12 protein-coding genes are annotated in these 13,191 nt (G+C 35.1%); 3 read left to right on the plus strand and 9 right to left on the minus strand.

From position 1 onward, the window contains the following. Positions 1–55: 55 nt before the first annotated feature. The 3 genes from C8C87_RS11155 to C8C87_RS11165 form a co-directional block, all read right to left on the minus strand. Entirely contained in the window at positions 56–1,831 is a 1,776-nt protein-coding gene (locus C8C87_RS11155) for a cytochrome c peroxidase (RefSeq protein ID WP_121342658.1), read from the minus strand. Positions 1,832–1,925: 94 nt separating this feature from the next. After that, positions 1,926–3,374: a hypothetical protein gene (locus tag C8C87_RS11160; protein WP_099714612.1), complete on the minus strand. Its 1,449-nt coding sequence runs from the start codon at positions 3,372–3,374 to the stop codon at positions 1,926–1,928. A gap of 186 nt (positions 3,375–3,560) precedes the next feature. Then, the gene (locus C8C87_RS11165; protein WP_099714611.1) at positions 3,561–4,442 is read right to left on the minus strand and encodes a PPK2 family polyphosphate kinase; all 882 of its coding nucleotides are present in this window, start codon (positions 4,440–4,442) and stop codon (positions 3,561–3,563) included. Positions 4,443–4,619: 177 nt separating this feature from the next. Here C8C87_RS11165 and C8C87_RS11170 point away from each other — a divergent pair, with 177 nt between their 5' ends. Both C8C87_RS11170 and C8C87_RS11175 read left to right on the plus strand, forming a co-directional pair. Beyond that, positions 4,620–5,456: a hypothetical protein gene (locus C8C87_RS11170; RefSeq protein WP_121342659.1), complete on the plus strand. Its 837-nt coding sequence runs from the start codon at positions 4,620–4,622 to the stop codon at positions 5,454–5,456. A 146-nt stretch (positions 5,457–5,602) separates the two neighbouring features. Then, complete coding sequence (locus C8C87_RS11175) at positions 5,603–6,319, plus strand: 3-ketoacyl-ACP reductase (protein ID WP_121342660.1); 717 nt, start codon at positions 5,603–5,605, stop codon at positions 6,317–6,319. 134 nt (positions 6,320–6,453) lie between these two features. Here C8C87_RS11175 and mtaB read toward each other — a convergent pair whose 3' ends face one another. Beyond that, a complete protein-coding gene (mtaB, locus tag C8C87_RS11180) occupies positions 6,454–7,782 on the minus strand; it encodes a tRNA (N(6)-L-threonylcarbamoyladenosine(37)-C(2))-methylthiotransferase MtaB (RefSeq protein ID WP_121342661.1) in 1,329 nt (442 codons plus the stop codon). A gap of 131 nt (positions 7,783–7,913) precedes the next feature. On the opposite strand from mtaB, the gene C8C87_RS11185 reads away from it, so the two are divergent. Beyond that, positions 7,914–8,495 (plus strand): hypothetical protein, encoded by a 582-nt coding sequence (locus C8C87_RS11185; protein ID WP_121342662.1) that lies wholly within the window; start codon positions 7,914–7,916, stop codon positions 8,493–8,495. 188 nt (positions 8,496–8,683) lie between these two features. On the opposite strand, the gene C8C87_RS11190 is transcribed toward C8C87_RS11185, so the two are convergent. The 5 genes from C8C87_RS11190 to C8C87_RS11210 all read right to left on the minus strand — a co-directional run bounded on the left by C8C87_RS11190 (position 8,684) and on the right by C8C87_RS11210 (position 13,105). Then, positions 8,684–9,481, minus strand: a complete 798-nt coding sequence (locus C8C87_RS11190; RefSeq protein ID WP_121342663.1) for a Cof-type HAD-IIB family hydrolase — start codon at positions 9,479–9,481, stop codon at positions 8,684–8,686. A gap of 25 nt (positions 9,482–9,506) precedes the next feature. Continuing rightward, the gene (locus C8C87_RS11195; protein WP_039110017.1) at positions 9,507–9,725 is read right to left on the minus strand and encodes a DUF2007 domain-containing protein; all 219 of its coding nucleotides are present in this window, start codon (positions 9,723–9,725) and stop codon (positions 9,507–9,509) included. A 16-nt stretch (positions 9,726–9,741) separates the two neighbouring features. Continuing rightward, entirely contained in the window at positions 9,742–10,473 is a 732-nt protein-coding gene (locus tag C8C87_RS11200; RefSeq protein WP_121342664.1) for a DEAD/DEAH box helicase, read from the minus strand. Between the two features lie 78 nt (positions 10,474–10,551). Beyond that, positions 10,552–11,715 (minus strand): sigma-54 dependent transcriptional regulator, encoded by a 1,164-nt coding sequence (locus C8C87_RS11205; RefSeq protein ID WP_099714603.1) that lies wholly within the window; start codon positions 11,713–11,715, stop codon positions 10,552–10,554. A gap of 73 nt (positions 11,716–11,788) precedes the next feature. After that, positions 11,789–13,105 (minus strand): ABC transporter permease, encoded by a 1,317-nt coding sequence (locus C8C87_RS11210; RefSeq protein ID WP_121342665.1) that lies wholly within the window; start codon positions 13,103–13,105, stop codon positions 11,789–11,791. Positions 13,106–13,191: the final 86 nt, after the last annotated feature.

A 13,191-nucleotide genomic window follows, 5' to 3' on the forward strand; every position in this document is an offset into this window, starting at 1 on the left:
ATTTTTTTTGAATTAGTTAAAAAAATGCGCTGAAATTCAGCGCATTTTTTGTTTACTATCGGGAGTACTTTTTATCTGTCAATGTTTTCATAAAGGAGATAAGCTGTTTTTTTTCCAAGTCAGTAAGATTCAGTTTGTCTTCGGGTAACGTTTGATTTTGTAAATTAAACCCCAATCCGTTTCCACCGCCGTCATTGTAAAAATCAATCACTTCTTCCAGTGTTTTAAAAACACCATTGTGCATGTAAGGCGCCGTCAATTCTACATTTCTTATCGTTGGTGTTTTGAAAGAATTACGATGAATTTCGGCTTTCGTTAATTCAAATTTACCCAAATCAGCATCTAATTTTTTATATTTATCAGGAACGCCTAATACTTCACTTTCTGATTTCATAAAACTTGGTGGTACAGTTCCGTTTGTTAATGGAATAAAATGACAGGTAGCACATTTTGCTTTTCCGGTGAATAAATTAAACCCTGCAATTTCATCTAAATCAAATTTTTCCTCTCCCTGCATAAATCCATCAAACTTTGAATCATAATTACTCAATGATCTTATGTAGGATGCTAATGCATTTTTTATTCCAAATTCATCTATTGCTGTTTTAGGAAACGCCTTTTGGAACTTGGCAACATAACTCGCATCTTTTTTTAAAGCTGCTACTGATTTTGCTAAAGAACCGTGCATTTCATTTTCATTGATAATTACCGCTACAGCCTGATCTTCTAGATAATTGACTCTGGAATCTGAGAAGAAAGCACGCTGAAATGCAATATGGGTAAGCGTAGGCGTATTTCTTTTTACCAAAGATTTACCATCCAATGAAACTGATTTCTCCAGACCATCCGTAAATGCTTTGTCTGAATGGTGACAAGAAGCACAAGAACGAGCATTATTTCCCGATAAAACAGGATCATTAAACAATAACTTTCCCAATTCTATTTTTTCAGGCGTTGTTTCATAATCTGGAAATGCGGAGAAAGCTTCGGCATCAAAAGCAGTTGCATCAAAAAGTGTCTGTGCAGTTGTTTTCAGTCCTCTTGTTTCTTTTATAAAAGGAATCTTCAAGCTGACTTGTGTTTTATGCAAACCGATACTTAACGGATTGGCGATTTCTCGAATAAAAAAAGCGCGGTCAAATGCATTAAAGTTGGCATTTGTTTTTAAATATTCCTTGCCTTTTTTAATCGTTTTTAAAACCTTTTGAAATGATTCATCGGCTGAATTATCCGCATAGATTTTATAATATTTCTCGATACTTTCTAATGCTGATGCTGCTTCCGGAATAGATTTTTGAGCAATCGGGGAATCAAATCCGGTTATTCCCAAGGTTATGATTCTAAAAACTTCCAAACGCATGGCATCAAAAACATGGGAATCTGTCAACTCATTCGTTTGTGACACTTTGTCCAAACGCTTTAAATTTGCCGATAGAATACCCATTTCTTTCAGTAATTCCGCTTTTGATTTTGGATTATATCCCGGAAAAATAAATTCTTCAATCACTTGAAATCCTTCGGGAGACAAAGTCTTTCCATCATTTTCTTCAAATTCTGCTAAGGCTGGACCATTTATAGCTTTAGAAACAACCGGAAAATAATATTCACTCATCGTTTCCACTTGTTTGTAACTACTATGCGCCTTTAGAAATTGTTTCTGGAGCTGAACTGTTGAGGAATTCAACTTTATTAAATGCTCCAGTTTAGAAACCTCATCTATGCCTTTTAGAATATCTGATTTGAATATATTATTTACCGTTTCATGCTTAGGAATAGCATTTTGGCAAGAGAACAATACAATTAGAACCAATAAAATGAAACAGTTTTTCATGATAAATGCGAGTAACTTTAAAAAATTATAAAAAACAAAAACCACGGTTCCTACTAAGAAACCGTGGATATTTGTAACTATTTGATTGGGTTTATTATCGTGCTAATCCTTTGATTAAAACAATTTGGCTTGCCTGATCTTCATTTGGACGATTTGTTCCTCCATCAACGCCTTTGTATTTTGTTCCTCTCCAAGTATGAGGCTGAACACTTAGTAAAAAGGTATCATCAATCCCTAATTGTTCTGAAACATCAATCATGGCTCCGTATTCCCAATCCCCTAATTTACTTGTTCCTCCTACATTATATTTAGTAGCATCTGTAGCCGTACGACGGTGGTCTAACTCAACAACCACTTTCAATTGTTTAGTCGCTATATTGTATTGGTAGATGTAAGCATCATGCGTTTCATCACCATATCCATTCGCATCTTCCTGAACATAAACGTAGTTTTTTGTCACACAGATGTTATCCGGATTTTGGAATTTCCCTGCAATTCCGGTACGGTCATCTCCGTCAAGAATTACTTCAAGAGTACCAGCCAAAGGATTATTTGCATCCAAGTTCAATTTGTAAACTCTACCGTATTTTGTTCTTGAAGCATCTGCATTTGCACCAGAAGTATTTTGTCCTGTAACATTAAAATAAATTTCTCTTGCTCCGGCATCTGTACCTTTTTTATAATCCAAATCCTCTACTCTTCCAAATTTTATTCCTTTCAATGTATTTACAGATGCATTTATAGCCGCACCAGTCATTGTAGTGTGGTTCTCAATTTTCACAAAAGAAACACCGTACGATTGATTGACAACCATATCTTTCTCTCTCTGATTATTATCCGTTCTTTTCATCATGTACAAAGAACCGTTCGTTAAATCACCTACAGTGTTTGAAACATACATAAACACTTGGCCACCATACGTTCCTGAATCATCATCTCCAATCACAACCACCGTTTTTCCTGCAAATGCAGACGCTTTTAACGGTAAAGCATTTTCAGCACTTATTCTTCCTAAAGCAGGTAATTCTTTAGAAACTGAAGCAGAAGCAACATCTCCAAAAGGATTTATGGCATGAGTACGCGATTCTTCACCAGATTCTCCACAAGTCAAATACAATGGACCAAAACCATTTTCGGCAACTGTTGCCATTGTAGCACCACATAACCTCCAAGTTCCACCATTAGAATTCAATAAATATTCTCCTTTTGTAGGTTTGAATGTTTTGTCAAAAGTTACTCTTGATACCGCAAAATTATCTTCGTGATTCACCAAAAAAGTAAAAGTACCATCAGCATTTTTCAATAATCCTGATCCATCTGCAGATCCTCCAAAAACAAAATTTGGGCTTCCTGCCAAAACATCGTCAGAACCAATCAATGAAAAAAGCTCTAAGCTTTCAAAACCAGCTTGCTTTTTCAATAACACTGGAGTCGCTGATTGATTCACTAAAACAACACTCGTTGTTTCATTAGAAGATTTAGCATCATTCTCACATGAGATTAAGGATACTAAAAATAACATTGGTAAAATAATTCTTTTCATCTTGGTTGATTGTTTAAATTTCAAGCAAAGTAATGCCGTGAATTTAAACTCTGAATGAATTGAATATTAACAAAAAGCCAAGAGTTGGCTTTATTTTAAAGGCGAGAAAAACAATAATTTTACATACTAACAGTACCGTAATGCAATGATAAACTTCAAGTAACTTTCGCAAGAAAATCTATTACATTAATTCTCTTTCTTCAACATCTCTTTATACATTTCAAAATTAGCTTTAACTTTTTCGTCTAATTGCGGTTCTTTAATATCAGTACGTTTTTGCATTTCTTCCCAAATAATTTTGGCAACAATATAACGTGCCATTTCCTTATCATCCGCAGGAATAATATACCAAGGTGCATTTTCGGTAGCAGTTTTATTAATTGCCTCTTCATAATACTGCATGTATTCCTCCCAATGCTCACGCTCTTTCAAATCTCCGGGCGAAAATTTCCAATGGTGTTCTACTTCTTCCAGTCGGCGTAGTAACCGTTTGCGTTGTTCTTCCTTACTCATGTGAAAGTAAAACTTCAAAACAATCGTTCCGTTTTGCGTGATGTGTTTTTCAAAATTATTGATTTGCTCCATCCTATTTTCCCAAAACTGTGGTGTTATATCAGCCACTTTTTCGATTCCCGGCAAATTTTCATTCATAATATACTCCGGATGCACACGGGTAACCAAAACATTCTCATAATGCGTTCTGTTAAAAACAGCAAATTTCCCTTTTTCAGGCAAAGCCAAATAATGTCGCCACAAATAATCGTGTTCCAGCTCCGTAGAATTGGGTGTTTTAAAACTATGCACCACAACCCCACGCGGATTAAATTCCTTAAAAACTTCCCGAATCAGGCTATCCTTCCCAGATGTGTCCATGCCTTGCAAACAAATCAAAACGCCGTATCGATTATGCGCATACATTACATCCTGCAACTCGCTCAATTTCGTCTGAACCTTATCCAGTTTTTCCTCTTTATCATCTTCACTGGCTCCATTAAACAAGTTCGTAGGGATTTTAGACAAATCAATTTTGCCAATCACTTTAAAATCATCGGGATTTATAGACTTCATAAGAAATATTTTATCTTTGTAAACTCAAATATAACAAATAATGAGGATTAATCCTGATGAATTTCAGGAGCATTTTCCAGCTATTCGTTGCAATCTTTCTAATCCTGAAACAAGTTCAGGACTAGAAAGGATTTCCACTACTATCTGGGCTAGGCACTCGTTTTCAAAACAAATACAATGGAAAAATTTACACTCGAATTACTATTTCAAATCATCGGCATTGGTTCAGCATCAGGGCTTATTTACAAAGACAATTCCCTACTAATTATTGGTGACAACAGCGGTTTCCTTTATGAATATCAAATGGATTCCAAAGATTTAAAACGCCATCCATTACTCGAAAACCCAACAGAAAACACGCTAAAAAAAGACAAAGCTGATTTTGAAGCCATAACCCATTTTGGGGACAGTTTGTATGTTTTTGGATCCGGTTCCACCGAGAAAAGGAACAAAATGATACAAGTCAATTCTATTGATAAAAAGATAATCGCCACAAATGACCTCACCGATTTGTATGCAGTCATGCAAAATTTCGGAGAAATAAAACCCGAAGATTTCAACCTCGAAGGCGCTATCTATAATGGCGAAAGTTGGTTTTTATTGAATCGTGGCAACGGAAGTTCCAATAAAAATGTTCTTTTTACCATCGAAGGAAAAAACCTGACCAATGATTTTACTATTCTTTCTAACGCCTACAAACTCCCTAAAATAAAAGGAGTCCGCAGTAGTTTTACTGATGCTATTTTAGTCGACAACAGCATTTATTTTTTGGCTACAGCCGAAGATACCGAATCTACGTATGATGATGGCGAAGTTTTAGGAAGTCTTATTGGGAGAATCAACCTGAAAACCATGAAAATAGATTTCACTCAAAAAATTAGCAGCACCCATAAATTCGAAGGATTGACTTTGTACACTGATTCAAAAGAAAAAATCGAGTTCCTGCTTTGTGAAGATAAAGACACCGAAGTTTTAGAAACAGATATTTACAAATTGAGTTTGGACAAAAAATAAAATCCATTCCATTAAAAATATTCCTTTTATCCAAAATAACAGAACGTTAAATTTAGATTAAATAGAAAATCAAAATAGATTTCAAATTTAAAACGAGGTACTTTTACAATAAACCAAGCCTTTTATTGGCTTAAATAATTTATAAAATGACAGATTTAAAAAATAAAAATGCCCTAATAACCGGCGCAGGAAAAGGAATTGGAAAAGCAATCGCGATTGCTTTAGCAAAAGAAGGTGTAAATGTAATTTTGGTAGCACGAACTCAGGAGGAAATAGACAGTGTAGCTGCCAAAGTACGTTCGTTACGAGTAAAAGCACTGGCGATAACCGCTGATGTTGCCGACATTAATTCAGTAAACGCTGCTGTTGCTAAAGCCTTAGCAGAATTTGGAACCATTGATATTTTAATCAACAATGCAGGAATAGCTGCTTTTGGGAAATTCTTAGAATTAGAACCAACGGATTGGGAACGCATCATTCAGGTAAACTTAATGGGAACCTATTATGTAACGCGTGCCGTTTTGCCTAATATGATTGAAAGACAAACAGGTGATATCATCAATATTTCTTCAACAGCAGGATTAAGCGGAAATGCGTTAACAAGTGCTTATAGTGCTTCAAAATTTGCTGTTTTAGGATTAACAGAATCGTTGATGCAGGAAGTTCGCAAGCATAATATTCGTGTAACGGCATTAACGCCAAGCACTGTTGCCACTGACATGGCCAAAGAATTAAACTTAACAGACGGTAATCCGGATAAAGTCATGCAAGCAGAAGACATGGCCGAATTAATCATCGCACAACTCAAATTAAACCGACGCGTTTTTATCAAAAATAGCAGTATTTGGTCTACGAATCCGTAATTTTTTTATTTTTAAACATACAAGGCTTAAAAGATAAAACCATTAAGAAATTAAGTTTCATTAAGTTATTCGCTTAATTTTCTTAATTTCTTAATGGTTTAAAAACTTAAATGACTTATATGGTTGAAAAAAACTTACACCAAAGCCGAAGCAAATTCCATTCGTACGCTTCCGTCTTCATCAATTTTTGTCAAATTAATTTCGTGTAGGGTATTCACTAATTCTGGATTCCAGGGCGTTTTCACTTTCACGTAATTTTCGGTAAACCCGTGAATATAGCCTTCTTTATTTTCACTTTCGAACAAAACAGTTCTATTGGTTCCCAATTGACTTTCATAAAAAGCACGGCGTTTTTTAACTGACAAACCGCGTAACATCTTACTTCGTTTGGCGCGAACATTAGCAGGAACAACACCTTCCATCGCAGCTGCTTCGGTATTATCACGTTCTGAATATGTGAATACGTGTAAATACGAAATATTCATTTCATTCAAGAAATGATAGGTTTCCAGAAAATGTTCATCTGTTTCACCCGGAAAACCCACAATCACATCCACACCAATACAAGCGTGTGGCATCACTTCCCGAATTTTATTGACTCTTTCGGTATAAACTTCACGTTGGTAACGACGTTTCATCAACTTCAAAATGTCATTGCTTCCAGATTGCAACGGAATATGAAAATGAGGCACAAAAGTTCTGCTTTTTGATACAAATTCTATCGTTTCATTTTTCAATAAATTTGGTTCAATAGATGAAATTCGCAATCTTTCGATGCCTTCCACTTTGTCTAATTCTTGAACTAATTCCAGAAAAGTATGTTCGTGTTTTTTATTTCCAAATTCCCCTTTACCGTAATCACCAATATTGACACCGGTAAGAACAATTTCTTTAATATTTTGTTTCGAGATTTCTGAAGCATTTTTCAATACATTTTTCAGCTCATCACTTCTTGAAATTCCTCTTGCTAACGGAATCGTGCAATAGGTACATTTGTAATCACAACCATCCTGCACTTTCAAGAAAGCACGGGTTCTGTCTCCTATTGAGTAACTTCCCACATAAAAATCAGCTTCGGCGATTTCGCAGGAATGCACTTCGCCAAAATCATTTTTAGACAAATCATTGATATAATCAGCCAATTTGAATTTTTCTGTTGCACCAAGAACCAAATCTACTCCATCTACACTCGCTAATTCTTCCGGTTTCAATTGCGCATAACATCCTACTGCCGCTACAAATGCTTTGTCATTCAATTTCATTGCTTTTCGCACCACTTGCTTGAACTGCTTATCTGCATTTTCAGTAACTGAACAGGTATTAATCACATACATATCAGCAACTTCCTCAAAATCTACCCGATCAAAACCTTCGTCTTGAAGATTACGCGCAATCGTAGAGGTTTCTGAAAAATTCAGTTTACAACCCAGCGTATAAAAAGCAACTTTTTTTCTATTTTCCATAAGATAACTCAATTAATGAAATCGTTGTCAAAAAATTGAGTGCGCAAATTTACAAACAATATTCTGGAAAATGAAATCAATAATTTTCTATATATTAGCATCTTGAAGGCAAATAATTTAGACTCTAAAAGATGAAAAAAATAATTTCAATTACATTCCTTTTGATTGCAATTCAAGCAAATGCTCAAAACACCATTGAATGGGATGGAAAATACCAATTACAACTTTCCGATTTTCAATCTAGCGCTACTCAAATTGGGAATGTGAAAATCAATAGTATTCATACCGCTTCAAGTCTTAATTTTGCATTTCAAATGAGTAATATTGAGTTCATGTTTACCAAGAATTTTAATTCAAAAGTGACTTCTACATTCAAGCGTGATGCCGCATCCATTATTGCAATTGATACTAATACAGCAAACTATTTAGTGAATTTCGCTCAATATGAATTTGATTTATCCGAACTCTATGCACGAAAATTGCGAAAAGAAATTTACGACCAAAAAGGGACTTTTTCTGACGCCAGTTTTTTACAAGTTCTTTATGATGCCGTTCAGAAACAATACGCGGAGGAACATGCAATAGCTTCAAAAACCACAGACCTTGGACAAAATGAGAAAAAACTTTTAGAAATCCAAACAGATATCCTAAAAAGAATACAAGAATACCCTGATTTTTGTAAAAGTTGTAAACCTCCTAAAAAAAAATCTTAGTTCAAAATAAATCTTCTTGAAGTAGCGAAGGATTTGATCGAGTACCAACATACTTCTATAAACAAGAAAAAGCGTTTGCAACTCGACTACTTTCTAAAAAACAAAAACCATTAAGAAATTAAGTGTATTAAGAACTGCTCTTAAATTACCTTAATTTCTTAATGGTTTTAATTATAATTTGAAAAATATTAGTTCAAGATAAATCGTCTCACCACTTCAGCTACGCCATGATTATTATTTGAGGCTACAATAACATCTCCTTTATCTCTCAATTCTGGCGTTACATTATCAACCCAAACACCCAATCCTGCATATTCAATCATGGTTAAATCATTTCCTGCGTTTCCAACAGCAATAATTTCACTTTGATGTATATCCAGTTTTTCTGCTAAAATTTTTATGCTGGCGGCTTTATCAATCCCATTTTGCGCTACTTCAAGAAAAAATGGCTTTGACATGCTCACACTAAGATGTGGCATAGCGGCTTTCAAATCTTTTTCAACTTCTTTTAAATAACTTGGCTCTTCCAATAAAATACATTTTACAGCGGAAGACTGAACCTCATCTTTAAAACTAAGGACTTTATTGTGTTCTAAACCTGTGATATTTTTTTCGATTTCAATAAATTCCGAATTTGTCTCACTCACAATTTTCCCATCAACATAAGTAATAATATGGGTATTACTTTTTAAACTGTAATCATACAATTCATGAATTTGTTCCTGGGTCAACGTTTGTTCAAAAATGACTTTATCTTCCTTTAAATCTGTAATGACAGCGCCATTATACGATATCATAAACGAATTGTCCAGTTGTAATTCTTTGGCATAAGCAGTCATTGCTGGTGTTGGCCTTCCGGAAGCCAAAATAACATAAACACCCAATTCCTGTGCCTTAAACAACATTTCTTTATTCTCGTCTGAAATAGTATGGTCATCGGTCAACAAAGTGTCATCCATGTCCAAAACCAACATTTTATATTTCATTTTTATTTCTTTTTTTTCGAATGTGTTAAATACTCATTCTGAATTCCTCAATAACTGGGTTCACTTTTGCAAACTCGGTTTCCTGAACGAATAATTCAACTGCTAAATCTGAATTTCCAAATCCTCCCAATCGAGCTGATTGTATGTTGTTTTTCAAAACGGTATCTACTCCTATTGCTTCAATTCTCTCTTGCAACGCTAAAGCTAAAATTTCACTTCCCGAAAACACTTTCATTAATCCCATTTTACTCTTTATTTAATTATTTATTACCGTTTTCTTCATCACCTTCTTGCTCTTCAAAATCATCCTCTTCATCTGCCTCAAAGTTTTCTTCCTCTTCGAAATCTTCATCCTCATCCTCTTCTTCGTCTTCGTCTTCGTCATCAAAATCGAATTCAAAAGGCTCTACTAACATTTTTTCAGCAAGGACTTCTATTCGTTCTGTGAATTGTTCCGAGAAAATAATACGCTGGGTTCTCACAATGCTATTCGAAATACGCATGATTTTAGTTTCATGACGCAATTTCAAAATTGGATCTGCATCATCAAGGATAAACATTTTCAATCGGTTTACATTATAACCGGCAGTAGTGAACATTTCACTTAACTTATTTGGTGTCCCAATCAACACGTCAATTCCGCTGGAAATATAATTTTTATCGTATTCCATATCGCCTTTATCATGAACACCGTAGACTTCTAAATTAGAATTCTTGCCGTATTTTTCAAAAAGTGATTCCATTTCTAATACTTTGGCTTTGTCTTCCACAATAATCAAAGCCCTAGGTGACTCTTCGTTTGCGCCTGCCAATCTCTGAATTACATTCAGCACAATTGTTGTCGATTTTCCGCTTCCTTTTGGCGCAATAACAATACAATCCGAACCACTTTTCATGGTCGAAAATGTTTCTTTTTGCATCGCATTGGCTTCAGTCAAACCGTTTTCAATTAGAGCTTGTTGTAACTCTTCGTTTATTTTTTTTAGTTTCATTTCTTATGATTGAAAGATTAAAAATTAAAAGATTTAAACTATTACCAAATCTTTTAATTTTTAATCATTAAATTAATTTTATTTCGATGCAAATAACTTCACATCATTCTCGGAAATTTCGCTTCCGCCAAGGATAATCAAACGTTCCACTACATTTCTCAATTCGCGGATATTTCCAGTCCAATCGTATTCCTTCAATAAATTAATCGCTGCTGCAGAGAATTTTTTGACCGCATTTCCTTGCTCCGAAGCAATTTTATCTGCAAAATGTGAAATCAACATCGGGATGTCATCACGTCTTTCATTCAACGCAGGAACTTTTATCAAAATTACTGCCAAACGATGGTATAAATCTTCACGAAAACGACCTTCGGCAATTTCCTTTTTCAAATCTTTATTAGTAGCCGCAACCACACGAACATCAACTTTGATGTCCTTATCTGCTCCCACTCTGGTAATCATACTTTCTTGTAAAGCACGCAATACTTTGGCTTGCGCCGAAAGGCTCATATCCCCAATTTCATCCAAGAAAATAGTTCCTTTATCAGCAGCTTCAAATTTTCCTGCGCGGTCTTTTACTGCCGATGTAAACGCTCCTTTTACGTGACCGAATAATTCGCTTTCTATCAATTCAGACGGAATAGCAGCGCAATTCACTTCGATTAAAGGGAAATTAGCTCTTTCGCTTTTTTCGTGTAATTGATGCGCAACGAGTTCTTTTCCGGTTCCGTTTGGACCTGTGATTAAAACTCTGGCTTCGGTTTGTGCTACTTTCTCAATCATCACTTTGATGTGATTAATAGCTTCGCTTTCGCCAATCATTTCGTAGTTCTTGCTGACTTTTTTCTTCAGAATTTTATTTTCAACTACAAGTTGTTTTTTGTCTAAAGCATTTCGAACCGTATTCAACAATCGGTTTAAATCCGGTGGTTTTGAGATGTAATCAAACGCTCCCAAACGCATCGTATTGATAGCCGTTTCCATATCGCCATGACCGGAAATCATCACCATAGGAATTTCGGGTTTGATTTTTTTGACTGCTTCCAGTACCTCAACACCGTCCATTTTTGGCATTTTGATATCGCACAAAACCAAATCGTAATCGTTGTTTTTTATTTTTTCAAAACCTGCAACACCATCTTCGGCTTCTTCAACTTGATACGTATCGTTTTCTTCGGTGAGTATCTTTGTAAGCACTCTTCGAATTGCAGCTTCGTCTTCTATGATTAGTATTTTTGACATATTTTTTGATTCGATTATTTGCTCATTCGGTTAATCGGTTAAACAAATAACCAAATCCACGAATTAACTTCTATTAATATTTTAACCAGCGGTACATTTCACCCCAGGTTGGTTTTTTGCCGTACATGAGTATTCCTATTCGGTATATTTTTGCGGCGAACCAAACTACAAAAAAGAAGGTTCCAAATAATAATGTTACCGATATTGCAATTTGCCACAAAGGTACGCCAAACGGAATTCGCATCAGCATCACGATTGGTGAGGTTAGCGGAATCATTGAAAAAACGACTGCTATTGTTCCATGCGGATCATTGATAACCGTGAAAAAACCAACGTAAACGCTCAACATTAATGGCATAATGATAGGCAACAGAAACTGTTGTGAATCCGTTTGATTATCAACTGCAGCGCCAATTGCCGCGTAAAATGAACTGTATAAAAAATAACCTCCTATGAAATAAATCACAAATCCAATAAGGATACTTACAATGGGTAAATTCCATAATTCCTTAATATACATTTGCGCAGTTCCAGTCATTTCTTGCTGTGCAGAGTGCATCAATTCCGGTGAAACGCTGGCTGTTGGCCCCACATTTACACCAAAAAAAACGGAGGCTGCAAACATTAATGACATTCCGATTATTGCCCAAATAAGGAATTGCAACAATCCTGCCAATGAAGTTCCTATGATTTTCCCCATCATCAACTGAAATGGTTTAACCGAGGAAATTATAATTTCTACTATTCGGCTGGTTTTTTCCTCGATGACACTTCGCATCACCATGTTTCCGTAGATGATGATAAACATCATTATAAGATATCCAAATGCACCACCAATCCCGATTTTGATTTCGTTAAGCCCTTTGACGCTTTCTTCACCAGATGCTTTTGTCAAGCTGATATTCACTTTTGACTGGGCATTTTTAATTGCCAATGTATCCAAATGTGCTTTTTCTAAATTGTTTTTGGTTAGTTTACTTGCAATTACATCCTGAACATTTTCAATGAATGAAATACTTGGGCTGCTGTTTGAAATAAACTGGATTTTACTTTCAAAATCCTTGGAATTACTCGCTTTTGGAATGTATAACAATCCTTCATAGCTTTCATTTGTAATACTGTCTTTGAGGAATTTTAAATCTATTAAAGACAAATCAAGATATTTGTATGCTTTATCTTTATTGTTTTGTGATGTAAATTCCTTTACAAACATACCCGATTCGTCATGAATAGCGATTCGTTTGGTGTCAGCTTTCATGGAACTTAAATATGCTACAAAAACGGCGATTCCCACAAATAGTAACGGACTTAAAAAAGTCATAACAATAAAAGATTTATTGCGCACTTTGGCAATAAACTCTCTTTTTATAATTAATGATACTATAGACATTTTAGATGGTTAGATGGTTAAACTACTTAGACTTTTAGACTTCTTAGATTTTAGATTCGATCTAACCATCTAAGAAGTCTAAAAAT

The organism is Flavobacterium sp. 120 (assembly GCF_003633605.1).
Lineage (GTDB): Bacteria > Bacteroidota > Bacteroidia > Flavobacteriales > Flavobacteriaceae > Flavobacterium > Flavobacterium algoritolerans.